The organism is Massilia sp. YIM B02443 (genome assembly GCF_030411955.1).
Lineage (GTDB): Bacteria > Pseudomonadota > Gammaproteobacteria > Burkholderiales > Burkholderiaceae_D > Telluria.
Window position 1 is genome coordinate 71,137 of record NZ_JASNRA010000002.1, and the last position, 26,120, is coordinate 97,256.

Here is a 26,120-nt window from a genome sequence, read left to right on the forward strand (position 1 = left end):
GCTTTACACTCGCGTCGGCATGGCCTTGCGGGATGGAAGCATTGGGTCGAGTAATTGCCCTGTCAGCATGTCCGCATGCGGCGTGTCAGTGCCCACTTCGGCCGGCCAATGGCTTGGCAGATAGTGGCTGCCGAACAGGCGGTCCAGGAAAGGCAGCGTGGACGCGTAGTTGCGGTCGATGTGGTCGTGGCGGGTGTGGTGCCAGTGGTGAAAGGCCGGCGTGGTCACCAGCCATTCGAGCGGCCCCAGGCGCCAGCGCAGATTGGCGTGGATGAAGAAACCCCACAGCGTGCCGAGCACCAGCAGCGCCGCCGGCGCCCCGCTGCCGGCCGCACTCGGACTGGCCAGACCCAGCAGGTACAGCGGCACCAGGCCGAACAGACGCGTAATGACCATGTCGACCGGATGGCTGCGCGTGTTGGCGAGAAAATGCATGCGTTCGGTGCTGTGGTGCAGCGCGTGGAAGCGCCACAGCCACGGCAGTTCATGGCTCAGCCGATGGCCCCAGTAGAAACCGGTCTCGGCCACCAGGAAAGCCAGCGCGAGGCGCACCGCCAGCGGCCAGGCGGCAATCGTTTCGACCAGGCCGGACGGCACCAGGTGCCGGGCCAGCGTTGCCAGCAGCGCCATCGGCACGGTCAGGAGCACGATCGGCACCAGGCTGCTGATGAAGTAATACGCGAGGTTGTGGCGCAGCTCGCCGTTCGGCTGCGCGTGGCGCAGGCCGAACCAGCGTTCGAGCGGGACGAACAAGGCGGTGAGCAGCGCCAGCCAGATACACAGGCGCAGCGCCGCGGTGGCGAACTCGACGAGCGAAAAATGCACGCGCGACAGTCCTGAATCAGGTGGCGGAACCCATGCGGCGGCGCGCCAGGAAGGCCAGCAGGCCGAGGCCGCCCAGCAGCATGGTCCAGGTTGCCGGTTCCGGCACGTCGGCCGCCAGGGCCACGTCGTCCAGCAGCATGAACGGCGGCGCGCCCGGCGCGGTGCCCTTGGCCAGGAACGACAGCACTTCGCTGACGCTCGTCGCGGTGAAGCTCATGGTGGCCGTCTTCCAGCCGCTGAAGCCCCCGTCTTCCAGGCTCAGCAGATCAGTGTTGCGGGTGGCCGAGCCGAAGCCGACTTCCCAGAAGTTGTCCTTGTTGGTGCCTTTGAAGCCCGTTTGCTGGGCCATCGCGTAGTTGAAGGTCAGCGTGTAGGCCTTGCCGATGGTCAAGCCGTTGACGGTTTGCGACAGCACGCCGGGCCAGTACAGAGCGTCGGACGCGAACACGTTGCCGCCGCCGGGCGATGCGCTGTAGCCGTTGCCGTTGTCGCGCAGCCAGATCGCCGAATCCCAGGTATTGGCTATGGCGCCGTTCAGCACGAAGTTGTAGCCGCCGTCATTGCCGTTGCTGCTGGTCCAGCCGGTGAGCGTGGTGCGGTCGCTGCGGTTGGTGACGTGCGAGGACAGTTGCTTGTTGCCGCCGTTGGTGGTCGACTCGAAATTGCCGTTGACCAGGATCGGCGTGGCGGTGGCGAAGCTGCTTGCGAAGGCGGCAACCGAGGTCAGGCACAGCAGGACAGACTTGATACGCATGAGGCGCAAGCTCCAGTGAATAAAGAAAGTGGATCCGGAAAGTTGGTACGACACTGCCGGCGGTTTTCTGGGCCGGCTACAGATCGACGAAACACTTTCGGTCGAGCTGGAGATTTCTGTCTGCGGGTTGAGGCAGAGTAATTAAATAACAACTGGAAAGATTCTATCAGAATCTAACTAGCTGTATTCAATATCTTGGAAGTAAATACATTGCTACAACCTTAATACAACAGGTTTCTGGGTTGCAATGATTTTCGGTGAGCGTGACGCGATGGCGTCGTGTCCGCTGTGCCCAACCGAATGGATGTGCCGCTGACGATTGCTGCGGCGCGACCACCCGGCCAGACAGTCGCGCGAAGCGTTGCCTGTTTATCGAACGTCGAGCAGTTCGACTTCGAAGATCAGGTTGGCGTTCGGCGGGATCGGACCGGCGCCGCCGGCGCCGTAGCCCATTTCCGGCGGCAGGATCAGGGTGCGCTTGCCGCCGACCTTCATCCCCTGCACGCCTTCATCCCAGCCCTTGATCACCTGCCCGCCGCCGAGCGGGAAGCTGAACGGCTGGCCGCCCTGCGACGAATCGAACTGGGCGCCGTGCTGCGACGGCGCGGTCGGGTCGAACAGCCAGCCGGTGTAGTGGACGACGGCGGTGGAACCTGCAATCGCTTCCTTGCCGGTGCCCGGGACGGTATCGATTTTCTGGAACGCCACGACATTGGCCGTCGCGGCTGGGCGCGGCTGTTCCGCGCGCTTGCAGCCGGCCACTGCCAGGGTGAGCGCCAGGCCGAGGACGGAATAGGAAAGCAGTCGTTTCATGTGGTTCTTTCGTGTGTTTGAGCGAATGGGCGCAGCATACACCAAGACGCTTTGGCGAATGTCTCTAGAAAATTTTTTGGGCCACGGTATTCGGTGTCACACTCTCGAACGAACTCATCGTCGACATCGCTTGAGAAAATCTCGGAGCATAAAGAATGGCGTTTTTTTCGCACAAGACTCTGCCAGGTATTTTTATGATGCTGCACCTGCCGGCCGTCATGGCACAGCAGCAGGTTACGGTATCCACCGGCAAAATCGCGGGGCTATCCATGCTTGATGGCAGTACCATTTTTTATGGCATCCCCTACGCTGCGGCGCCCATCGGCGAGCGTCGCTGGAAACCGCCGGCTCCGCGCGCGCGATGGGCTGGCGTGCTGGATGCGCGCAAGCAGGCGCCGGCCTGCGTCCAGGCGGACGTAGGGTGGAATCAATCCCTCATCGAAGACGCGAGCGAGGACTGTCTTACTGTTGCAATCCGCACACCGGCGCGCGACGCAACAGCGCGGCTGCCGGTGCTGGTATATATCCACGGCGGCTCCAACGCCGCCGGCGCCGCCGGCAGCCTGGAGAAAGACGCGCTGCACCGCGAAGGGATCGTGCTGGTCAAGATCCAGTACCGACTGGGCGCTTTCGGCTTTCTCGGGCTGGAAGCCTTGCGCAAGGAAGACCCGCACCGCTCATCGGCCAATTACGGCCTGCTCGACCAGATCGCCGCGCTCAAGTGGGTACAGGCCAATATCGCCGCCTTCGGTGGCGACCCGCAGCGCGTGACCATCAGCGGCAGTTCGGCGGGCGCCACCGACGCCTTGTTCCTCACCTACTCGCCGCTGGCCAGGGGATTGTTCCAGCGCGCCATCGTGCAGTCGGCGGCCCCGGGCGCGCCGCGGCCGCCGTCGGACAGCGACGCCATGGGCAACGAGTTGCTGGCGCGCCTGAAGCTGCCGGCGGGGGCCGCCGGCCTGGCCGCCCTGCGCACCTTGCCGGCGGATCGGATCAATGCGGCGGCTCTCAACCTCCCGGTGTCCATCGGCGTCGATCCCAGCTTCACGTGGGAGCAACAAAACCTGGATGGCCACGTGCTCCCGCACGACTACGCCGCAGCCCATGCCGGCGGCGCCGGACGCGACATTGCCATCATCATCGGCAGCAATACGCAGGAACTGGGGGCGGAGCGCAAGCCCGAGGCGGGTACGGCCATGGTGCAGGCGGCGTACGGCGCGAAGGCAGCTGAGGCGATGCGCCTGTATGGCTATCGCGATGGCAAGACGCCCCAGGCCGATGCGCTGCTGGGCCATGTGCCGACGCAAGTCATGACCGACATGTGGTTCCGCTGCCCGGCACGGTGGCTGGCGCATCGCATGCGCGATGCCGGCGCGCGCGTGTGGCGTTATGAATTCGGGTTTGGCGCACCCGGCTCGGGCAAGCCGCCGGAGCATACTACCGAGATGGACTATGTGTATCACGCGCAACCGGCAGCCGTGGCGGCAGGCACGTGGCCACCGGTACAGCGCTACTGGGCCAATTTCATCCGTCATGGCGATCCGAATGGTGCCGGCTTGCCGGCGTGGCCGATGGTGGCGCAGCGTGACGCTTCACTGCTTATCGCGCCGCATGGTATTGCAGCGGTGCACGGCGCGCGTGGCAAGTTGTGCAATCTGATGTTCCAAGGGGTTGATCATCCGCAGTCGACTGTCGTTCCGAATTGACGCTTGCAAGTCTGGAAAATGAAAAGCCCCTTTTCAGGGGCTTTCCAGTATCTTGGCGGAGAGATGGGAATCCCCTGAAAAACTCCAAACCCGGTATCCATGCGGGTTTCATCATGGTCGGCTCTGCTGTTGTAGACGGAAATGTATACGGTCGCAAAACATTGTCAACATTATGACATGCTTTCAATGCTCTGCTAGCACTCATCATGCCTCGGAAACTTTGTACGCTACAGCCAACGAGGCGCGACAGCACGTTGGGAACCCGACGAAAAGCCGTTCGCATTCTCCCTGAACATTAGGAAACCGTCTTATAGAACATATTATGCTTTTCTCCGGGATAGCGGGGTACCCATTCGTTGTCCTGTTCATCACCGATGTAATGAAACTCAGTGTTCGAGAAGACGATTTGAGTATCGAACTTTTGGGCTAACTCCTTCAATCCCTTCACGTACGAGCCAAGGTCATCATTGTTTATGTCATGCTGTTTTGGGGTATCCAAGATCAAGAACGGAAAGGCTCTTCTCCCTCTGCTCATAGCAAGTTCTAGTAGAGCAGCGTGAAAGGCAAGGACCGCACGGACTTTAGTACTTCCTTTTAACTGGGAAATTGTCTCAATCCCAAAGACTGGTTGGAAATCATCTCTGAATGATATGTTCTTATCAATATTGTCAGTGTTGATGATGTCGAGCCAACGCAAAAACATTTGGCGAAAATCCGAGCGCAACTTTATTATCTCTGAACTGAAAGATCTTTCGCCACTTAATGATTGATATCTCTCATACATTTTATCGCGAGACACCATCGCCTCAAAATATCTAGATTGGAGAACCTGATGCTTTTCAAAATCAGATCGTTTCGATTGCAGAGAAAAAATTTCAGATTTGATTTTCGAAACGGCTTCTATAACGGCCCGCATTTCACTACCGCCCAGCATCTTCTCTCGATCCCTAATTAATTCCAAATTTAGGTTTTCGTATCTATTTCTTTCAGCAATAAGCGCATCTATTCTTCCCTGGTCACTTCTAGAATTTCGCTCGAGGTCTTTTATCTGATCTTTGAGATACAGTAAATTTTTGGAATATGACGCTGAGCTTGCAGAGAAGAGTTGACAGCCCACAGATTGACAAATTTCGCTAAATGAAAGAAATATACGACGAGACTCTTCGTTCAAGCTCAGTGCGTTTATTTCCAAATTGATCTCATTGATTATTTGATTAACGCTCCGCTCACGCTTGCTTGCCTCCGAGAGTTCTGCATGGATATTCTTCAATCTCTCGCGGTTATTTCCAATTAGTCTATCCAGCACTCCGACTGCCCCATCATGACTCGAACCAGAAACAGTAAGGTTTTTTAATTCAAATTCCAAAGTAGCAAGTTTATCCGTTACCCCTTGCAAATCATCCGACCCGTCGAGATTGCGTCGAGCAAACTCCACATCGGCCTCTCGTTTCTTTACCAGCTCATCAAGGCGGGCCAGTTCTTGCTTTGTATCGATCCGATCCTTTCTTACATCGAACGAGTTTTTTATTGGCAAATCAAATAGCAGGCGGACCATCTCCGAAAACTGATCTTTGATGAAACGTGATTTGGGGCCATAAAAATCTCGGTAGCCATCGTCTTGATCAAGGTAAACGATAGGCAAGATGGTTGCGATGTACGGTTTTGAAAGTTTTTCGCTGGTTGTGATCAGATTAGGATAGGAAAGAGCTAGCAGTTCAAACATGAACTCAGAATACTCTGCCTCGGAATAGAAGCGTGCCTCTTCCCCTATCGGTCCTCGCACAGTGATATCGACATCTTTGCTTATGATGCGCGAGACTTCAAAAATCTGACCGGCCACCGAAAACTCCAAAACCGCTTTCGAACAGCGACGATAGATTTCATCCCTAAAGTCACCCGGGTAGCCCAAACAAAATGCAATTGCCTGGACCGTAGGGGTCTTTCCGCAACCGTTTGGACCATAAAGTTGAGTAATATGATTGCCGAAGACAAGCACGTCTGACTCAAGACCATTTCGTCCATTTGGGAAAATCTTCAAGCTCAAAAATTTCATATGAGTTCTAAGTCTTGTTGTCGTGATACACAAATATTACGGCATGCCAAGCTAATCTTCGATAGATTATATGCAAGATCGTCATCACCTTCGACCGCTCGAGCGATCACCTTTTTGCCCATTTCAGTGATAACGATTTTGGTATTTCTATTGGGTATTTCGACTAGACTCGCAAGCTCAAGGAAGTTCAGTGCTTTCACGGTTCGAACTCGAAGATTTGCAGACCATCCCAAATGCTGCGCAGAACCTTTGAAGCCTATCATACTTGCTTCTATGCTTTCTCCCACCAACTGCCCTATTTCGGCGATTTTTGGTTTCCGCCTATCTTTTGCCATAAGGAGAATAATAAGAGCAATTAGCGGCAACTGAAATAATGCTTCGTTGCCAAGACCGCGGACGCCTTGCACACAGTCTTTGGCGTCAAGCTCAATTTCCGAATTACCAACTCGATCAAAAAATTCATCGAAATTCATTGCTTATTCCTCACGAGCGAAGAGAAAAACCCGCCTAGAATTAATTCGGGAGTAAGATCATACGAGAGACCGTCTTGATCAAACTGAATAATAAGCGAGCGAATTTCCCTTCTTAATTCGGAAATTTTCACCTTCCCATCCATCCCAACATTTTGGCCCAGCGAATTTCGAATGCTGGAAATGATGGCTTGTAGGTCGAATTCCGGAATAATATGACGATTGTTCCGGAGCCAGATATCCCAATTAGTCTTACATCTAGAGCAAAACTCAATCTCACTGTTATCTGCACCAGCTTTTTTTAGAGTCCGCTGAATAATCGAAACAGCCTTTATGGCATCATCATCTCCAGCATCTAAGAGCGCACGATAAGCATCTTTGGAGATACTTAGTATGTCGAGTAAATCATCGATAGAGATGCCAGCCAACTTTTCAATGGATTCAGCGTTAATCTTTTCTATACGACCGGCAGATTTGCTTTCCACGAGAGCAAGCAACTTTATTAATATTTCGTCTACCTCAGTGCGTCCCAAGTCGACTTCGCTATAAAAATGAATTTTTTCACGTACAATCATACCGAAACCGTGGTCCTTCAGCTTCAGATGCTGGACGTCAGATTCGAAGCAAAGCTTCGTTATGCAACTTCGTATCTCGGAGTCAGTAAGTTTGCGCTCGAGCAATTCCTCTTTGAAGCAGTCATTAAAAATCTGCAACAATGCAATTGAGTATTTATTTGAGAACTTGCCCTCTCGAATGTCCTCGACTATCTCCAGTACGGCATCGTCTAGATTAATATTTGTTTGAAAGACTGTAGATTCGCAAGCGGTATCGAACAGGATCGCATGCAGCAATAATTTCCCGACGAAACTATCTTTAACGGTATCCAGTTGCTGCGCGGGCGGCTTCTTTCCTCTTCCCGTAGTAAGTCCGAAGATTTCATTAACCGTCCAATTCTTATTAGCTTTCGCCCGCGTTTTCACCTGAGTGAACACATACTGCCTACTTATTCCGATCGACTTTCTTATCACAAAGTCATCGTGCAAATCGCAGTAGACACGATCAATTTCTTTTCCTTCCAAAATGGAAAGAGCCGCGATAGCGGCTGCGCGCGTTTGGGCACGGTACCTATCGAACGAATCCCGGCCGTCTTGCTCTCTTGGTTGCCGCTCATGAAGCTCCAAGCTATACCCCATCTATAAAATATCCGGCCTTCGAGACCGAAGGACCGTTAAGTTGCCACATTAACACGCAGAGCGTCTAGGAAAGTATCAAATTTCCACGGAAACATGACAGCGGATGACGGGTGCTTTCACACTTGAAATGTTCTCCCTTCGGTGGCAGCTGATTACGTATTGACTACATAGCGCCTGTTCGGCTCACTTTGTGCAGCTGTAGTAGCAAATTAGACCCTCTTGCTACAGCAATGGGGAAAAAGATGACTACAACACATCAGTCAGGCTACATTTACCACGCAGCGAAGGACTTTGCGGAGCTTGCATCGCTTGGATACAACGACAGCAAATTCCTACCGAAACACGTAATGACGATAGTGGCTAACTATGCTTTGGGTGGAGTTATTTCTGAAGGCGAGTGATGCGCAGGTCACAGTGAACCGCCCCGGTTTTCGTGGAGGCCGGTTTATGTGAGTCAGGCCGGGGGTAGTCTGACTGCTCAACTGCTTGTAATAGTTTGCCTCAGCTTGAGCCGGCGATATATAGCCGAGTGGTTCCAACGGGCGATGATGGTTGAACCAGGAAACCCATTCCAGCGTGGCCAGTTCCACGGCTTCACGCGTCTTCCAAGGAACGCGGCGATGAATCAGCTCGGCCTTGTAGAGCCAGTTGATGGTCTCTGCCAGCGCATTATCGTAACTATCACCCTTACTGTCCACAGACGACTCTACGCCGACTTCTACAAGACGCTCACTGTACCGGATAGAGACGTATTGAGAGCCACGGTCGCTGTGGTGGACCAAGGCGGCAGTGCGCTCAGGCTGACGGTCGTACAGCGCCTGCTCCAGAGCGTCGAGCACGAAGTCGGTCCGCATCGAGCAGCTCACGCGCCAGCCCACAATCCGCCGGGCAAAGACGTCGATGACGAAGGCGACGTACACGAAGCCCTGCCATGTGGGGACGTACGTGAAATCGCTGACCCACAGCTGGTTCGGCCTCTGTGCCTTGAATTGACGGTTGACCCGTTCGGGCGGGCGCGGGGCTTTCGCGTCCGATACCGTAGTGCGCACGACCTAGCAACGCATGACGCCGCGCAGACCGGCGCGCCGCATCAGCCGCTCCACTGTGCAGCGTGCTACGTCAGTACCCTCACGGCGCAACTGCCGCCACACCTTGTCGGCGCCGTAGACCTGCGAGTTCGCCTGCCAGACGCGTTCGATTTCGACGCTCAGCACCTCATCGCGCTGTCCCCTGGCGCACTACAGTGCCGGGTTACGCTGCTGCGCTGCATGTCGCCAATAGCCCGACGGCGCGAACTGCATGACGCGGCAGATCGGCTCGACGCCGTAGACATGGCGGTGCTGGTCGATGAACGCTTTTACGACTTGAAGCGGCGGCCGAGCTCCGCTTGGGCGAAAAACGCGCTCGCCAGGCGCAGGATCTCGTTGGCCTTGCGCAGCTCACGCTTCTCTCGCTCCGGCGCTTTCATGCGCTCCTGCTCGGCGCTGCTCAGGCCCGGGCGCTGGCCCATATCGGTTTCCTGCTGGCGCACCCAGCGCCGCAGCGTTTCAGGCGTGCAGCCGATCTTAGCCGCGATCGACGTGATCGCTGCCCATTGCGATGGATACCCGCTGCCGGCTTCGCTGACCATGCGCACGGCGCGCTCGATGACCTCGGGGGGATACTTGGGTTGCTTCTTCGTGGCTCCATTCTCCTAAACAATGGATCCTCCTCAAAATCCGGGGCGATTCATAACTGCTCTCTGACTTGCCGCGATATAAGTCGAATCTTCTTCTCGTCGGTTACACACAGGCGCTTATCGATTGTGTTCATGAAAAATGTTCGGTCACCAAATGCTCCCAAGAACACCCAGTCACGAATGCCCCCTTGTTCACACAGATCCTTATTTTCAAGGAAGTGAACCTGAAGTGCGCCGTTATAGAGACCTTTACCGTCCGAGTATCCGGCGGCCATCGAGGCTGCTGACTGTGCTAAAACCAGTGCGCAGAATTGGGCGGTAAACTCAGGCAACAAGCGGGCGCGATAAATCGACAGGACAATGCCTCCAACAAACATGACAAACGCGATTACCAAAAGAGAGGTTTCATTTTCGAAATGAAAATCCAGCGCAAGATAAGCTGACACCCCCTTATAGAAATCGACAGCAAATGAGATGGCATATAGCAACACGAGGACACGCATTACGTTCCGTATAGAGTCTCGGCCACGCTCTTGCACCATAACATAGATAGCAGCAACGACAACAGGAACCGCCACAATCACGACAACCCGATTTAGCGGAGTGCTTATATAGTCCTGCAACCCCAGATACGGGAATATATTGAATCCGAAAGGACGCCAGAACGAGAAGATGTAACATGCACCAAGAAGCACCGCATACGCATATAGGACGATCCCGATTCCAAGCTTGTCAAGGCCGATCTCAAGAGGCATGATTTTTTTTCGCTGAGGTCGGAGTCTCATGTGATTTCGAAGAAAGGTTGTAAGTAAATGCTCATCGTAACAGTAATTATTGGTGCATCAACACCCCGGTAGGTAGCACCAGCCTCCGAACCTCATGCCTTAGCGAGCGCGGTTTAAACGAACTTGCTCAAGAGTCATTTGTTGGTTCACAACCAAATTCCGCCTGAAGCCTGCCGCTACCGTGCTTCCCACGGCTTAGACCAGTCTTGAAAAATCCTCAACACAGCCCTACACTAGACTTGCCGGTCCCACTACACCCGGCAGCATGTACATGAAAAGGCAACCTCCAATCTAACCATTGGAGGAACAGTGTCAAACAAAGAACGCTTGAAGCGAACGGTAGCTACGGTTATCAAGCACATCCACAGCAATGCACTTCAGTACGTAACCTTGATCGGAGCTTTAACCCAAGACGATTACTCAGCGGCCCTCACTTGCCTAGAAGTGATTGCTCTCCGGGCCTTAACCGGAGCGATACAACGAAAGATCAACCGTCGCAGAAAGGATAATGCGGACCAGCGAACTGACCAACACCAACCTTGACCTACCAAAGATCAACCATCGGAAGTGGAGAATGACAACACGAACCACTAAGCGCAGTCAGCAGTAACCTTTTCATGCCCGGAGGTTGAACCTCCAAACCAGCGATGTGGCTACCAGTACGCCACCGCAACGGTAGTGTAGTTAGGGCATTTAGCAACCGACACGGCGAGTCCATACATGCAGCTTGTGCGATCCTCAAGAAACACGCTGTTACGCCCCCTAATGATTGTTAGCGGGATCGCAGAGCGGCGATACACGCAATCCATGCCCAAGGTATTTGGCATGGTGAGTGGGTATGCTGAGGAACCGACAGATATCAGGGCTTACCTCAACGGCTTCATCGCCAAAGGTAGTCTGTTGATAGCTGGAAGATTACGCAAGGTGTTACCACGTCGGAGTGCAGGGTTGGGAGCGCAGGATGAGCCGCCCCAACAGCAAAGTTATGACCTTTGCCCGAATTGTTGTCTGAGAACTATGCTCGGTCCCGCCGTACGGGCACCACCTGCAGACACGGACGAGCAGCGCAATACAGCAAATAAAAAAGCGTTTTCCCTACTCCAAACCATCACTCCAAATCGGATAATGGATTAGACGGAAAACGCCTTAGAATCAACAGCTTACGTAATTCAGAAAATCTTGGCGGAGAGAGGGGGATTCGAACCCCCGATAGGCTATGAACCTATACACGCTTTCCAGGCGTGCGACTTAAACCACTCATCCATCTCTCCTGATGGGTGTTCGCGGGTGTCCCACGAAGCCCCCTATTATAGCAAGTATTCCCATCAGTACAAGACCGATAACGGTATCGCGTTGGCGCACGGTCAGCAGACCCGACAAGCGTTGCTCTCGGCACACCAAGTCTCATGTGACAAATGGTATTGTTGTTCGGATACAAATCCATTGAACACGTTCCCATCCCGGACCATCACGTGAAGCGCAAAGCACTCTATCTCGTCATCTTCGCCGTCGCCGCAGCAGGCGCCGGCACCGGCAGCTGGATCGTCAGCCGCAAGCCGTCCCCTTCCCCAACAGAGCAAGCCCAGCCCCAGGCCGCAAGCACTGCCTCCGAGGCGGGCGCCATCGCGACCGACCTGCGCGCCATGCTCGACGCCTACCGCAAGATCATCGTGCTAACCCACGACGAAGCAAAGCTGTCGGCCGCTGAACGCGCCCAGGCCAACAAGGTTGGCCAGCAGCTGTTCCACGAAAACCAGGAACGCATTGGCAAAGTCGACGCCGCCCTCGCCGCGCTGGTCACCTCAACGAACCCGCGCCGCTTCGACGCCATCGGCACCGTGCTCGACTACGTCGAATCCGGAGAAGGCCTGTACGACGCCGACCGTCTGGCGTTCCGCGAAACCATGCACAGCCTGCAGGCGCAGGTCGCCAACGATTCATCGCTGCAGGCGATCAAGCTGCACAAGCGCATCTCGGAAGACCTGGACGCACTGGCCGAGATCGAGCGCAACTATGAGAAAGAAATCCGCGCCGTCTTCGGCCGCTTCGAGACCCGCGCGATCGAGCTCAAGCGCGAGAAGTGGGACAGCTACGTCGCCTATCTGGGCACCCTGTACCAGCGCGAACGCATCCTGAAGGACTACGGCGTCGTCATGCCCTACCCGGCCAGGCCCGAGCCGGAACCCGAAGAACCGGCCGCGCCGCAGGCTGGCCGCGAAGGCGAGGAAATTTTCGGCAAGTCGCTGCCGAAGAAGACCGTGCTCCTGACCTTCGACGACGGCCCGCACCGCCGCTACAGCGAAGAGATCGCCGCCATCCTCAAGCAGTACAACGCGCCGGCCGTATTCTTCAACGTCGGCCGCAACCTGGGCTCGCTCGACGCGCAAGGTGCGGCCAAGCTGGGCACCGGCGCCCAGGTCAGCCGCAAGCTGAAGGACGCCGGCTACGTGCTGGCCAACCACAGCTTCTCGCACGCCCAGCTATCAAAACAGAGCGGCGACAACCTGAAGGCCGAGATCCTGAACACCGACACGCTGCTCAAGGCGGTCGATCCGGAGCGCTCGTCGCTGTTTCGCTTTCCCTACGGCGCGCGCAACCGCGAAGGCATGCAGATGCTGGCCAATGCGCAACTGAAGTCGATGATGTGGAATATCGACTCGCTCGACTGGGCCGACCCGGTGCCCTCTTCCATCGCCGACCGCGTCTTGCGCACGGTCGAAAAGGAAGGCCGCGGCATCATCCTGTTCCACGACATCCACGAGCGCACCGTCAAGGCGCTGCCGGCGGTGCTCGAACGCCTTGCGGCCGAGGGCTACGGGTTCGCCGGCTGGGATGGCGAGAACTTTACCGTCGCCGATGGCGCCAAAGCGGCCGCGGCGCCGGTGCCGCGCGCGGCTGCGACCGGCTACGCCAACTCGTGGGCGATCCTGATCGGCATCGACGCCTATCCGAAATGGCCGCGCCTGGAGTATGCGGTGCGCGACGCCGAGGGCGTGGGCCAGGCGCTGGTCGGCAAGTTCGGCTTCGCGCCCGAGCGCGTGATCACGCTCAAGAACGAACAGGCCACGCGCGAAGGCATCCTGGCCGCCTTCCACGGCCAGCTGGCGCACCGCGGCCTGCAGCCGAACGACCGCGTGTTCGTGTTCTTCGCCGGCCATGGCGCCACGCGCAAGCTCAGCTCGGGACGCGACCTGGGCTATATCGTGCCGTTCGACGCCGACCCGAATAATCTCGCGACCGACGCGATCCCGATGACCGAGATCCAGAACATCGCGGAAAGCCTGCCGGCCAAGCACGCGCTGTTCGTGATGGACGCCTGCTACAGCGGCCTGGGGCTGACGCGCGGCGCCGCCAACGCCTCCTTCCTGCGCGACAACGCGCGCCGCCTGGGACGGCAGATGCTGACCGCCGGCGGCACCGACCAATTGGTCGCCGATGGCGGGCCGAACGGACATTCAGTGTTCACCTGGACCTTGCTGCAAGGCCTGGGCGGCAAAGGCGACCTGAACGGTGACGGCTTGATCACGGCCACCGAACTGGCGGCCTACGTGGCGCCGGCGGTGTCGAGCGTGTCGCGCCAGACGCCGGCCTTCGGCAGCCTGCCGGGGTCGGAAGGCGGCGACTTCGTATTCGAGCTGCCGGAAGAGACCGAGTTCCTGAATACCTCGACGGCGCAGCTGTCGAACGATGCGATTGCGCTCAACAGCAAGCTCGACGCGCAAGCCTCGGCGGCGCCGTCCGGCACGGTGGTGATCAAGGACCTGCAGGGTGGCGAGACCCGGATCAAGGCGCCGGCGGCGGTGCCGGTATCCAGCCGGCAGTCGGCGCAGCGGGCCAACGACCTGGGACTGCAGCTGTATAAGGAGAAGCAGTATGCGCAAGCCGAGGCGCAATTTACCGAAGCCTTGAAACTGCGGCCGGACTTTGCGCTGGCGGCCAACAACCTCGGCTTCGTGTTCTATAAGCAGGAGCGCTTCGTCGAGGCGGCGCGCTGGTTCGAGAATGCGATCAAGATGGATCCGTCGCGCGCGGTGGCGTATCGCAATCTGGGGGACGCGTATGCACGCGCGAATCAGGGCGACAAGGCGAAGGCGGCGTTCAAGACGTATCTCGAGCTGGCGCCGACCGGGTCCGGTGCGGAGTACGCGAAGCAGCAGTTGCAAAGGCTGTAGGGTTGGCGGCTTCGCCGCCGACGCGGCGGCCGGCGCTCCGGTGATGGTTATCGGCTCCGCTTTCGCGCCGGATGATTTTGCCGCCAACGATCACCGCGTCGGCGGCGGAGCCGCCAACCCTACGATTCATAAAAAATGCCCGCGCCTCGTACGAGGTGGCGGGCATTTTTGTTGCGCGACCCAAAGGGCCGCGCCAAACCGCAAACCTTAAGCGCTTTCCTTGAGCTGCTCCAGGATCGCCGGATTCTCCAGCGTCGACACGTCCTGCGTGATGTTCTCGCCCTTGGCCAGCACGCGCAGCAGGCGGCGCATGATCTTGCCGGAGCGGGTCTTGGGCAGGTTGTCGCCGAAGCGGATCTCTTTCGGCTTGGCGATCGGACCGATTTCCTTGCCGACCCAGGTGCGCAGCTCGGCCGCCAGCTTCTTGGCGTCCTCGCCGGTCGGACGCGCCTGCTTGAGCACGACGAAGGCGCAGATCGATTCGCCGGTGGTGTCGTCCGGTTTACCGACCACCGCCGCCTCGGCCACGATCGGATGCGCCACCAGCGCCGACTCGATTTCCATCGTGCCCATGCGGTGGCCCGAGACGTTCAGCACGTCGTCGATGCGGCCGGTGATGGTGAAGTAGCCGGTGTCCTTGTTGCGGATCGCGCCGTCGCCGGCCAGGTAGTACTTGCCGCCCAGTTCATCCGGGAAGTAGCTGGTGCGGAAGCGGTCCGGGTTGTTCCAGATGGTGCGGATCATCGACGGCCATGGACGCTTCACCACCAGGATGCCGCCCTGGCCGTTGGCCACGTCGACGCCCGCTTCATCGACGATCGCGGCCATGATGCCCGGCAGCGGCAGCGTGCACGAACCCGGCACCATCGGGGTCGCGCCCGGCAGCGGGGTGATCATGTGGCCGCCGGTCTCGGTCTGCCAGAAGGTGTCGACGATCGGGCAGCGTTCCTGGCCGACGTTCTTGTAGTACCACATCCAGGCTTCCGGATTGATCGGTTCGCCAACCGAACCGAGCAGGCGCAGGCTGGACAGATCAAAATTCTTCGGATGCACTTTCTCGTCGGTATCCGAGGCCTTGATCAGCGAGCGGATCGCGGTCGGCGCGGTGTAGAAGATCGAGACCTTGTGCTTGGCCACGGTTTCCCAGAAGCGGCCGGCGTGCGGGAAGGTCGGCACGCCTTCGAACACGACTTGCGTGCCGCCCACCGCCAGCGGGCCATAGGCGATGTAGGTGTGGCCGGTGATCCAGCCGATGTCGGCGGTGCACCAGTAGACGTCTTCCAGTTTCAGGTCGAAGGTCCACTTCATCGTCAGCGCGGCCCACAGCAGGTAGCCGCCGGTCGAGTGCTGCACGCCTTTCGGGGTGCCGGTCGAGCCGGACGTGTAGAGGATGAACAGTGGGTGCTCGGCATCGACCCATTCCGGCTCGCACTGTTCGCTCTGGCCTTCGATGAAGTCGTGCAGCCAGATGTCGCGCCCTTCCTTGAAGGCGATGTCGCCGCCGGTGCGCTTGTAGACGATCACGTCCTTCACCGAATCGCAGCCGCCCAGGTTCAGGGCTTCGTCGACGATCGCCTTGAGCGGCAATGCCTTGCCGCCGCGCTGTTGTTCGTCGGCGGTGATGACGGCCACGGCGCCGGCGTCGATGATGCGTTCCTGCAGAGATTTGGCCGAGAAGCCGCCGAACACCACCGAGTGGGTGGCGCCGATGCGGGCGCAGGCCTGCATCGCGGTCACGCCTTCGATCGACATCGACATGTAGATGACGACGCGGTCGCCCTTCTTGATGCCGCGCGATTTGAGGGCGTTGGCAAACTTGCCGACGCGCGCGTGCAGTTCGCGGTAGGTGACTTTCGTGACGGCGCCGTCGTCGGCTTCGAAGATGATCGCGGTTTTATCCGCGTTGCCGTTGGTCAGATTGCGATCCAGGCAGTTGTACGAAGCATTGATCTGGCCATCGCCAAACCACTTATAGAATGGCGCGTTCGATTCGTCGAGCGTCTGGGTGAACGGCTTGTGCCAGTCGAGGTTCTCGCGCGCCAGGCGCGCCCAGAAACCTTCATAGTCGCTGGCGGCTTCCGCGCACAGCTTGTCGTAGGCGGCCATGCCATTGACGGCGGCCTTGTCGGCAAACCCGGCGGGAGGATTGAACACGCGGTGTTCCTGCAGGCCCTGGTTCTGATCCTGGGTGGTCTCGTTCTCGGCCATACTAGTCTCCATAGTAGTGTGTTTTGCCAAATACCTTAGGGGCGCTCGCTTACTTCCCCCTTACACTGAACCCTTCATCGCGCTGTCCATACAGGCGCCAGGCCACGGGTTTCTTGTCGCGGCGCGCCTTGCGACAGCGCCCACGCAACGATTCTACCGCCGTCCGTTGCAAAGCGTGCAAGAGCGCAGCGTGCGGCAGCGTCGCACCGCAGCACCGCATTACCCCAGGACTAAACACCGGTGTAAAATGCTGAGCTGAATTTTCACGCATTCCCCTGGAGTCTTCTTCCCGATGTCCGCATTACCACCGAACGCACCCATTCCAAAACTGACCCCGCTGAACAACCTGATCTTCGCCAGCCGCTGGCTGCAGCTGCCGCTGTACCTCGGCCTGATCCTGGCGCAGTGCGTCTACGTGTTCCATTTCTGGGTCGAACTGGTCGACCTGATCGGCGCCGCCATGGGCAATGCCGATTCGCTCAAGCACATCATCGACGCCGTCAGCGTGCCCAACGCGCCGCGTCCGACCAAGCTGACCGAAACCATCATCATGCTGGTGGTGCTGGGCCTGATCGACGTGGTCATGATCTCGAACCTTTTGATCATGGTCATCGTCGGCGGCTACGAAACCTTTGTCTCGCGCATGCACCTGGAAGGCCATCCGGACCAGCCGGAGTGGCTGTCGCACGTCAATGCTTCGGTCCTGAAGACCAAGCTGGCGATGGCGATCATCGGCATCTCGTCGATCCACCTGCTGAAAACCTTCATCAACGCGGCGGCGTATGACGAAAAGACCTTGATGTGGCAAACCCTCATTCACTTTGCTTTCCTGCTGTCGGCCATGGCCATCGCCTTTACCGACCGCATCGTGATGAGCACGCACAAGCACTAACACTGGACCTCAGATCCAGATTTCCCCTGGTACTCCTGAACGAGAGCGAACAATGGCAACCGTGATTACCCAAGACGACCTGATCGAATCGGTCGCGGCAGCACTGCAGTACATCAGCTACTACCATCCGGCGGACTACATCCAGCACCTGGCGCGCGCCTACGAGGCCGAGCAGAGCCCGGCTGCCAAGGACGCGATCGCCCAGATCCTGACCAACTCGCGCATGTGCGCCGAGGGCAAGCGTCCGATCTGCCAGGACACCGGCATCGTCAACGTGTTCCTGAAGGTCGGCATGGGCGTGCGCTTCGAGGGCTTCACCGGTTCGGTCACCGACGCCGTCAACGAAGGCGTGCGCCGCGCCTATAACTTCAGCGCCAACAAGCTGCGCGCCTCGATCGTGGCCGACCCGCACTTCGAGCGCAAGAACACCAAGGACAACACCCCGGCCGTGGTGCACATGGAACTGGTCGAAGGCGACACCGTCGATGTGAAACTGGCTGCCAAGGGCGGCGGCTCGGAGAACAAGACCAAGTTCGTCATGCTCAATCCGTCCGACTCGCTGGTCGACTGGGTGCTCAAAACGGTGCCGCTGATGGGCGCCGGCTGGTGCCCGCCAGGCATGCTCGGCATCGGCATCGGCGGCACCGCCGAAAAGGCAATGCTGATGGCGAAAGAGTCGCTGATGGAAGACATCGACATGTACGAGCTCAAGCAGCGCGGCCCGCAAAACAAACTGGAAGAGCTGCGTATCGAGCTGTGCGAGAAGATCAACGCGCTCGGCATCGGCGCCCAGGGCCTGGGCGGCCTGACCACCGTTCTGGACGTGAAGATCAATATGTACCCGACCCACGCGGCCTCGAAGCCGGTGGCGATGATCCCGAACTGCGCCGCCACCCGCCACGCCCACTTCGTGCTGGACGGCTCGGGCCCGGCCTACATCGAACCGCCGGCGCTGTCGACCTGGCCTGAAGTGCACTGGACCCCGGATACCGAGAAATCGAAGCGTGTCGACCTCAACACGTTGACCAAGGAAGAAGTCGCTTCGTGGACGCCGGGCCAGACCCTGCTCCTGAACGGCAAGATGCTGACCGGCCGCGATGCCGCTCATAAACGTATCCAGGACATGCTGGCTCGCGGCGAATCGCTGCCGGTGGACTTCACCAACCGCGTGATCTACTACGTCGGCCCGGTCGATCCGGTGGGCGAGGAAGTGGTCGGCCCGGCCGGCCCGACGACCGCCACCCGCATGGACAAGTTCACCGACATGATGCTGGAAAAGACCGGCCTGATCTCGATGATCGGCAAGGCCGAGCGCGGCCCGGCGGCGATCGAGTCGATCCAGAAGCACAAGTCGGCCTACCTGATGGCGGTCGGCGGCTCGGCCTATCTGGTGTCGAAGGCGATCAAGTCGGCGAAAGTGGTCGGCTTCGAAGACCTGGGCATGGAAGCGATCTACGAGTTCGACGTCACCGACATGCCGGTGACCGTCGCCGTCGATTCGACCGGCACCTCGGTCCACAACACCGGTCCGAAGGAATGGTCGGCCAAGATCGAGTCGCTCAAAGGCATCCCGGTCAACGCCGCCTGACGAACGAACCGTGCGATGCCCTCCCGGGCATCGCGTAGGGTTGGCGGGTCCCCCGCCGACGCGTCCAACCAGCCCAAACATGGTCGCTCAATGACCGCTTCCCTTCCCTCAGCCCACGCCCCCGTCGGCATCTTCGACTCCGGCCTCGGCGGCCTCTCGGTCCTGCGCCACATCCACGCGCAACTGCCGCACGAACACCTGCTCTACTTCGCCGACTCCGGCTTCGCCCCCTACGGCGACAAGCCCGAGCCGATCGTCATCGAGCGCGTGCTCACCGTCGCGCAATATCTGCTGGGACAAGGCGCGAAAGCCCTGGTGGTCGCCTGCAACACCGCCACGGTGGCCGCCGTGCGCGAATTGCGCGAACGCCACCCCGGCATGCCGATTGTCGGCGTCGAACCGGGCCTGAAACCGGCCGCCGCCCTGTCGAAGAGCGGCAAGGTCGGCGTGCTGGCCACCGAGCGCACGCTGCGTGGCGCCAAGTTCCTGGCCCTGCGCGACCAGATCCACCGCGACAGCGGCGCCGAATTCCTGCTGCAGCCCTGCATCGGCCTGGTGGATATGATCGAGACCGGCGACCTGGACTCGGAAGCCATGCGCGCCATGCTGGCGCGCTACGTCTGGCCGCTGATCGACCACGGCGCCGATACGCTGGTGCTGGGCTGCACCCACTATCCGCTGGTGCGTGACGCGATCGAGCGCGTGCTGGCTGCGTACGGCGCGCCGGGCGTGGCGCTGGTCGACACCGGCGACGCCGTGGCGCGCCAGCTGGCACGGCTGCTGGCCGCCGACGCGTTACTGCGCGCGGATGACGGGACCAACGACGCCGCCCTCACCGGCTACACCACCGCCGGCGCCGCCACGTTGACCACAGCGTTCAACAGCCTGCTCGGCATCGACCCGACTGTGCGCGAGGTCGACCTGCCGCTACCGGCCGGCTGGCTGAGCAGTCCGCACATTTAAATTTGCCAGTTTGCGAAGTAGCTCGTATAATCTCGTTCTGTCTCGGCAACACAGAGATAGATTGAAAGAAAATGCAGTAAATCAGTGGTGGCTGTAGCTCAGTTGGTAGAGTCCAGGATTGTGATTCCTGTTGTCGTGGGTTCGAGTCCCATCAGCCACCCCAAAGAATTCAGCAAACAAGGTCACCTGCTCCGGCACGTGGCCTTTTTTGTTTTCTGGAAGGTGCTTGCAATGCAGATTGTTGGAGAAACTCTTGGCCGTGCCGAGATCGAGGCGCTGCTGGCGCAAGGCACCCTGTCCTTGCAGGAATGCACGCTGGACGGCGCCGACCTGTCACGGCTCGACCTGCGCGCCTGCTCCTTCAGCAATTGCAGCATCGCCGAGACCTCGTTCTACGCCGCCACGCTCGGCCAGAGCACATGGCGCCGCTGCCGCGGCCGCCAGGCCGACTTCGAATCGGCCGACCTGACCGACGCCCAATTCCACAGCTGCGACCTGAACAACAGTAACTGGCGCCGCGCGCGCATGGCGTCGAGCACGCTCAAGGGCTGCAAGCTGACCGGCGCCAGCTTCGAGGAAGCCGCGCACCTGGGTTTGACCTTCGAGGACTGCCTGATGAACAGCGCCGACCTGCGCCGCATGTCGTTGCGCAAGGCGCGCCTGATCGGACTGGACCTGGCCGACGCCGACCTGGGCGGCTGCGATTTTCGCGACGCCGTGTTCGAAGGCGGCAGCCTGCGCGGCGCCAACCTGAAGGGCGCGCGTTTCGACAACGCCGACTTGCGCGAAGCCGACCTGGGCGGCGTGCGCCTGGCCGACGCCAGGCTGTTCCAGGGCGCCTGGATCACGCCGCGCCAGGCGGCCGAGCTGGTGAGCGAACTGGGCCTGCGGGTCGGTTGAATGCACGGGCGCCGCCCCGGTATTGGCAACTGCAACGTGTTGCGCCATATCCGACACCAATGTAAAAGAGTTCAACCTGACGTTTGAACCACGGGCGATGTGAGACAATCGCAAAGTTTTCTAAATGAAATAAAAGCGCCTCTACCTGCCGGATGGCAAGCTCGCGGCGTTTGACTTTCAGTTCATATTCATGCCAGACAAGAGTGCCGATCCCCGTATCACCCGCCTGACCGCCGAAAAACGCCCCGCCGTCCGTTACGCCATCCTGTTCGTGGTCGCGCTGTGCCTGCTGCTATTGACGATCCAGAGTTCCGACGCCTGGCGCGCCCGCGCCGACCGCCTGAAGGAAGTCGGCGTCGGCACCACCAATATGTCGCATGCGCTGGCGGCGCAAGGCGAAAGCGCGGTGCGGGTGGTCGATACCGTGCTGGCCGGCGTGGTCGAGCGGGTCGAGACCGATGGCTTGCGCGGACCGCTGGGCAGCGACAACAGCCGCCTGCACCAGCACCTCAAGAACATGGTGGCCCAGGTCGAGGAACTGCACGGCCTGTTCGTGTTCGGCGCCGACGGCAGCTGGCTGATGACCTCGCTCGATCGCACGCCGCTGCACAACAACGCCGACCGCGATTACTTTACTTATCACGCTACCCATACCGACCGCGGCGTGCACCTCGGCAAACCGGTGCGCAGCCGCTCGACCGGAGCGTGGGTGCTGCCAGTCTCGCGCCGTCTCGACAACCCGGACGGCAGTTTCGCCGGCGTGGCGCTGGGAACGATCCGCATCGAATACTTTTCCAAGCTGTACGAGAGTTTCAACGTCGGACGCGAAGGCGTGATCTTCCTGGCGCTCGACGACGGCACCCTGGTCTACCGCCACCCGCACAGCGAAAAACTGATCGGCACCGACATCAGCAACGGGCCGGTGTACCGGATGTACCGCGAACAAGGTCCGGCCGGCACCGCCATGCTGCGCTCGAACATCGACAAGATCGAGCGCCTGTACAGCTACCGGCACCTGGAAACCTATCCGCTGATCGTCGCCACCGCGCAGTCGCGCGACGAGATCCTGCGCGAATGGTGGCACTCGACCCTGACCCAGGCCGGGATCACCGCGGTGGCGATCGTGCTGCTGCTGCTGTTCGGCGGGCGCCTGGTACGCCAGATCATGATCCGCGACCGCCTCGAGCACGAACTGGTGCAGGCGCGCGAGACGCTGCAGCAGCACAACCGCGAACTGGCGGTGCTGGCCGACCACGACGGCCTGACGGGAATAGCCAACCGGCGCCGCTTCGAGGAAGCGCTGCAGCAGGAAGCCGGCCGCGCCGCGAGGAGCGGCGCGCCGCTGTCGCTGGTGCTGTTCGACGTCGATTACTTCAAGCGTTTCAACGACACCTACGGCCACGTGGAAGGCGACGCCTGCCTGCGGCGGGTGGCGGACGCCCTGCGCGCCAGCCTGGCGCGGCCGGCCGACCTGGCGGCGCGCTATGGCGGCGAGGAATTCGTGGCATTGCTGCCGGATACCGACGCGGCCGGTGCGCGCATGGTGGCCGAGCGCATCCGCGCCGCCGTGATGGCGCTCGACATCCCGCACGCCGGCAACGGCCCCGGCATCGTGACCATCAGCGCCGGGGTTCACACCCTGGCCGGCGGCGAGGCCGCCGACACGGCGGCCCTGGTCGAGCGGGCCGACGTCCTGCTGTACCAGGCGAAGCAGTCGGGCCGCAACCAGGTGTGCGGCGGCGATTACGCCGCCGCCTGAACTTCATCCCTGTCCGTCCGGCGGCGCGGCTTCTACATTGCCTTAGTTGCGATACGGATTGTTCGGACGGCTGTCGTAGCGGTTTGGCACGCCGTCGCGGTCGCGGTCACGCAGCGCCGCATGGCGTTCGGCGCGCCAGCCGCCGCGTTCCAGGTGCCAGCCGTCACGGTCATGGCGCCAGTTTGCGCGCTGATAGACATAGCCCGGACGCAGTTTCTCCCAGTGGCCGGCAACCCATTCGTGGCGGCGGCCATTCCAGTTCCAGTAACCCGGCACCCAGTCATAACCGCGGCGCGCCTTCGGCACGGCTTCATGGCGCGGCGCCGGCGGCGCCTTTTTGATGATGATTACATCGGCGCGCGGGTGGTGTGGCTGGGCCTGTGCCGGCGCGAAGCTGGCGGTGGCGATCAGGGCAGCGGCGGTAGCGGTGAGAATGGCTTTCATGGTGCTCTCCTTCGGTTTGTGTGAGTCCACTATAGCCAGCCGACCACCAAAAAAGGTGATTTGAAGGAAGTCTTTACAGTGGATACATGCCGCAACAAATTTGTAACAGCGGACGTGAACAGGCGCACGCAGGGGGCGTGGCGGATGCGGGAATGGGCGTTGCGAAGGGAGGCGCCGGAGTGGACGCGAACTGCGGGACGGGGCTGTTACAGAAGAATGAGTACTGCAGAAAGCACACAGCCGGCGCAAAGGCCGGCTGTGCCTGGGAAAATCAGTCCAGCTTGAAGGCGTAGTCGACCTTGGTCCAGGTCTGGGCCGGCGCGCCATCCTTGGTGCCCGGCTTGAACTTGCACGAGGTCAGGCCCTTGACCAGCGCCTTGTCCAGGTTCTTGAAGCCGCTCGACTTGTCGATCTTCGAATCCGCCACGCTGCCGTCGGCATTGACCAGGAACGAGGCCGAGGTCGTGCCCTGCTCTTCGTTCATCAGCGATGCCTTCGGATATTCGATCGAGCACTTCTTCGGATCGAACGATGCCGGGACTTCGGCGGCGACGCTCGCGCCAACGGCGCCGGTCAGGGTCAGTGCGACGAACAGCTTAGCGGACAGGTTTTTCATGATTTCCCCAATAAGGTTTTTAGGTAAGGTTTGTCAGTCTCTCTGTGCGCCGGCCTGGGGGCCGGCGCTACATACGTCTTGTGTGCTGCGTGCTACGTATTTGTTGCTTACTTCTTGCTTACTTTTTTGATGACATCTCGAGTCACCCGGGTACTGCTTAGAATTCTTCCCACTCGTCGGCGCCGGCGGTGGCGGCCTTCTTCGGCTTCGGCTGGCTTTGCGCTTCAGCCTCGGCTTTCGGCTTGGCCGCAGCCGGCTTCTTCAGTGCCGGCGGCGCAGTGCGCTTGGCCGGCTGGCGCGGCACCACCGCAACCGCGGTGACCGGTGCTGCGGCAGCTGCCGGGGCCACTGGAGCCGGCGCATCGAACTGGAACTGCTCGCCTTCTTCCAGCTTGAAGATGCTGACCACGCGTGCCAGTTCGGCGGCCTGGTCCTGCAGGCTCTGGGCGGCGGCGGCCGCTTCTTCGACCAGCGCGGCGTTCTGCTGGGTCATGCTGTCCATCTCGATGATCGAGGTGTTGACCTGGGCGATACCGGCGCTCTGCTCGGCGCTGGCGCTGGCGATGTCGCTCATGATGTCGGTCACGCGCTTGACGCTCGACACCACTTCGTCCATCGTCACGCCGGCCTGGCCGACCAGCTTGCTGCCGCGCTCGACCTTCTCGACCGAATCGCTGATCAGGGTCTTGATTTCTTTCGCTGCCGCAGCCGAACGCTGAGCCAGGTTGCGCACTTCGGAAGCGACCACCGCGAAGCCGCGGCCCTGCTCGCCGGCACGGGCTGCCTCGACGGCAGCGTTCAGCGCCAGGATGTTGGTCTGGAACGCGATGCCGTCGATCACGCCGATGATGTCGGCGATCTTGCTGGCCGAGGTGTTGATCTCGCCCATCGTGCCCACCACCTGCGACACCACTTCGCCACCCTTCAGCGCCACGCTCGACGCGGTCGCGGCCAGCGCGTTGGCTTCACGGGCGTTGTCGGCATTCTGTTTCACGGTCGAGGTCAGCTGCTCCATCGCCGAGGCGGTTTTTTCCAGCGAGCTGGCTTGCAGTTCGGTACGCGACGACAGGTCGATATTGCCGGCGGCGATTTCACGCGAGGCGGTGCCGATGGTCTCGGTGCCGCGGCGCACTTGCTGCACGATGCCGACCAGGCTGTTGCGCATTTCCTTCATTTCGACCAGCAGGCTGCCGCGGTCCGATTCCTTGGTGTCGATCGCGATCGACAGGTCGCCGTGGGCGATGCTGCCGGCGATCTTGGCGGTGTAGCCGGGCTCGCCGCCGAGCTGCTTGATCAGGCTGCGGGTGATGAACCAGGCTGCTGCAGCGCCCATCACGACCGCGATCACCAGCAGGGTCAGCATGAAGTTACGGGCATTCGAGAACGCGGCTTCGGCGTCGACCTTGCTCTGGGCGTTCTGCTTTTCTTCCTGGATCGCCAGCTGGTTCAGGGCGTCGGTCCACTTCTTTTGCACCGGGCGCACTTCGCGGATCATCACGCGGGTGGCGTCCATGGCATTGTTGGCCAGGTACAGTTCGGAAGCGCGGGCGATGGCCGGCATCGCGGTTGCTTCATGTTCCTTGATCTGCGCCAGCAGGGTCTTCTCTTTGTCGTTGGCGTATTTGGTGAAGATGCCGGCGAGCTTGTTCTGCGCTTCGGTGTACTTGGCGGTTTGTTCCTTGAACTTGGCCAGTTCCGGTTCCATGTCGGCCGGGTCGGTCATCAGGGTCAGCACGCGCAGCGACGCCAGGCGGTCGCTGACGTTGTTGCGCATTTCGATCACGAGGCCGGTCGAAACGTTGCTGACGCTGACCACGTGGTCGAGGCGATCCTGGATCTGCGCCATGCGCAGGATGCCGACCACAGCGACCGCTACCAGCAGCACCAGGACCAGTGCGAAACCGAGGGCCAGACGGGTGCCGACCTTCATGTTGTTCAAGTTCATTCGTGTTTTTCCCTGTAACTTTATTGATCGAAACTCGCGCGGAGAGCGTGGCGCCGTGCGAAGCGCGTGTGAAGGTGATGTTGCTCATCCCTTTCACTTGTTTCCTACAGGATAAATCAAAAGCTTCGCTTTATCGCCGGAAAATCTCTTGCTCTACCGAACTGTTTCAGCACTACAACAACGTTGACACTGCGCAACTGCTGGGACAGAGCCGCATTATCAGCGGAAGATTTCCATGCAGCAAGCTTCCTAACGGCAATAATGATTTCTTTGCCAATTAAATGTATCAATTTGTCGACAGGAAATGAAAAAAGGCGTGCTGCCGCACGCCTTTTCTTGTGTTTACGTCAAAGATT

The 26,120-nt window shown here is 59.7% G+C and carries 18 protein-coding genes, 2 tRNA genes, 1 pseudogene and 1 other annotated feature; of the genes and pseudogenes, 8 read left to right on the plus strand and 13 right to left on the minus strand.

What is annotated here, in order from left to right:
* Positions 1 to 3: 3 nt before the first annotated feature.
* The 3 genes from QPK27_RS02715 to QPK27_RS02725 all read right to left on the minus strand — a co-directional run bounded on the left by QPK27_RS02715 (position 4) and on the right by QPK27_RS02725 (position 2,392).
* Positions 4 to 825 (minus strand): sterol desaturase family protein, encoded by an 822-nt coding sequence (locus tag QPK27_RS02715; RefSeq protein ID WP_290416671.1) that lies wholly within the window; start codon positions 823 to 825, stop codon positions 4 to 6.
* Positions 826 to 841: 16 nt separating this feature from the next.
* Positions 842 to 1,579, minus strand: a complete 738-nt coding sequence (locus tag QPK27_RS02720) for a PEP-CTERM sorting domain-containing protein (protein ID WP_290416672.1) — start codon at positions 1,577 to 1,579, stop codon at positions 842 to 844.
* Positions 1,580 to 1,948: 369 nt separating this feature from the next.
* Positions 1,949 to 2,392, minus strand: coding sequence for an FKBP-type peptidyl-prolyl cis-trans isomerase (locus QPK27_RS02725; protein ID WP_290416673.1), 444 nt, complete (start codon positions 2,390 to 2,392; stop codon positions 1,949 to 1,951).
* 155 nt (positions 2,393 to 2,547) lie between these two features.
* Between QPK27_RS02725 and QPK27_RS02730 the strand changes: the two genes are divergently transcribed.
* Entirely contained in the window at positions 2,548 to 4,098 is a 1,551-nt protein-coding gene (locus QPK27_RS02730) for a carboxylesterase/lipase family protein (protein WP_290416674.1), read from the plus strand.
* 295 nt (positions 4,099 to 4,393) lie between these two features.
* Here QPK27_RS02730 and QPK27_RS02735 read toward each other — a convergent pair whose 3' ends face one another.
* From QPK27_RS02735 to QPK27_RS02760, 6 genes and pseudogenes are all read right to left on the minus strand, one after another.
* Positions 4,394 to 6,151 (minus strand): hypothetical protein, encoded by a 1,758-nt coding sequence (locus QPK27_RS02735; RefSeq protein ID WP_290416675.1) that lies wholly within the window; start codon positions 6,149 to 6,151, stop codon positions 4,394 to 4,396.
* The gene (locus QPK27_RS02740; RefSeq protein WP_290416676.1) at positions 6,148 to 6,624 is read right to left on the minus strand and encodes a hypothetical protein; all 477 of its coding nucleotides are present in this window, start codon (positions 6,622 to 6,624) and stop codon (positions 6,148 to 6,150) included. The genes QPK27_RS02735 and QPK27_RS02740 overlap by 4 nt, the downstream gene beginning before the upstream one ends.
* Positions 6,621 to 7,802: a dsDNA nuclease domain-containing protein gene (locus QPK27_RS02745; RefSeq protein ID WP_290416677.1), complete on the minus strand. Its 1,182-nt coding sequence runs from the start codon at positions 7,800 to 7,802 to the stop codon at positions 6,621 to 6,623. The genes QPK27_RS02740 and QPK27_RS02745 overlap by 4 nt, the downstream gene beginning before the upstream one ends.
* A 479-nt stretch (positions 7,803 to 8,281) precedes the next feature.
* Positions 8,282 to 9,444, minus strand: a pseudogene (locus tag QPK27_RS02750) (IS3 family transposase); the annotation flags it as partial.
* Positions 9,101 to 9,217, minus strand: a sequence feature (AL1L pseudoknot). Its footprint overlaps the pseudogene before it by 117 nt.
* Before the next feature lie 98 nt (positions 9,445 to 9,542).
* Positions 9,543 to 10,247: a hypothetical protein gene (locus tag QPK27_RS02755; RefSeq protein WP_290416678.1), complete on the minus strand. Its 705-nt coding sequence runs from the start codon at positions 10,245 to 10,247 to the stop codon at positions 9,543 to 9,545.
* A 1,210-nt stretch (positions 10,248 to 11,457) separates the two neighbouring features.
* Positions 11,458 to 11,548 (minus strand) — tRNA-Ser (locus tag QPK27_RS02760).
* Between the two features lie 201 nt (positions 11,549 to 11,749).
* On the opposite strand from QPK27_RS02760, the gene QPK27_RS02765 reads away from it, so the two are divergent.
* Positions 11,750 to 14,449: a polysaccharide deacetylase family protein gene (locus QPK27_RS02765; RefSeq protein WP_290416679.1), complete on the plus strand. Its 2,700-nt coding sequence runs from the start codon at positions 11,750 to 11,752 to the stop codon at positions 14,447 to 14,449.
* Positions 14,450 to 14,656: 207 nt separating this feature from the next.
* On the opposite strand, the gene acs is transcribed toward QPK27_RS02765, so the two are convergent.
* Positions 14,657 to 16,657: an acetate--CoA ligase gene (acs, locus tag QPK27_RS02770; protein ID WP_290416680.1), complete on the minus strand. Its 2,001-nt coding sequence runs from the start codon at positions 16,655 to 16,657 to the stop codon at positions 14,657 to 14,659.
* A gap of 292 nt (positions 16,658 to 16,949) precedes the next feature.
* On the opposite strand from acs, the gene QPK27_RS02775 reads away from it, so the two are divergent.
* From QPK27_RS02775 to QPK27_RS02800, 6 genes are all read left to right on the plus strand, one after another.
* Positions 16,950 to 17,549 carry a TIGR00645 family protein gene (locus tag QPK27_RS02775; RefSeq protein ID WP_290416681.1) on the plus strand — a complete coding sequence of 200 codons (600 nt, stop codon included), beginning with the start codon at positions 16,950 to 16,952 and terminating at the stop codon, positions 17,547 to 17,549.
* 52 nt (positions 17,550 to 17,601) lie between these two features.
* The gene (locus tag QPK27_RS02780; protein ID WP_290416682.1) at positions 17,602 to 19,137 is read left to right on the plus strand and encodes a fumarate hydratase; all 1,536 of its coding nucleotides are present in this window, start codon (positions 17,602 to 17,604) and stop codon (positions 19,135 to 19,137) included.
* A gap of 90 nt (positions 19,138 to 19,227) precedes the next feature.
* Complete coding sequence (murI, locus tag QPK27_RS02785; protein ID WP_290416683.1) at positions 19,228 to 20,100, plus strand: glutamate racemase; 873 nt, start codon at positions 19,228 to 19,230, stop codon at positions 20,098 to 20,100.
* An 87-nt stretch (positions 20,101 to 20,187) separates the two neighbouring features.
* Positions 20,188 to 20,263, plus strand: a tRNA-His gene (locus tag QPK27_RS02790).
* Between the two features lie 68 nt (positions 20,264 to 20,331).
* A complete protein-coding gene (locus QPK27_RS02795) occupies positions 20,332 to 21,000 on the plus strand; it encodes a pentapeptide repeat-containing protein (RefSeq protein ID WP_290416684.1) in 669 nt (222 codons plus the stop codon).
* A gap of 190 nt (positions 21,001 to 21,190) precedes the next feature.
* Positions 21,191 to 22,759 (plus strand): sensor domain-containing diguanylate cyclase, encoded by a 1,569-nt coding sequence (locus QPK27_RS02800; protein ID WP_290416685.1) that lies wholly within the window; start codon positions 21,191 to 21,193, stop codon positions 22,757 to 22,759.
* 42 nt (positions 22,760 to 22,801) lie between these two features.
* Here the strand turns inward: QPK27_RS02800 and QPK27_RS02805 are convergent, their stop codons facing one another.
* The 3 genes from QPK27_RS02805 to QPK27_RS02815 all read right to left on the minus strand — a co-directional run bounded on the left by QPK27_RS02805 (position 22,802) and on the right by QPK27_RS02815 (position 25,764).
* Entirely contained in the window at positions 22,802 to 23,203 is a 402-nt protein-coding gene (locus QPK27_RS02805; protein ID WP_290416686.1) for a YXWGXW repeat-containing protein, read from the minus strand.
* Between the two features lie 271 nt (positions 23,204 to 23,474).
* Entirely contained in the window at positions 23,475 to 23,819 is a 345-nt protein-coding gene (locus QPK27_RS02810; RefSeq protein ID WP_290416687.1) for an energy transducer TonB, read from the minus strand.
* 157 nt (positions 23,820 to 23,976) lie between these two features.
* Entirely contained in the window at positions 23,977 to 25,764 is a 1,788-nt protein-coding gene (locus QPK27_RS02815; protein WP_290416688.1) for a methyl-accepting chemotaxis protein, read from the minus strand.
* Positions 25,765 to 26,120: the final 356 nt, after the last annotated feature.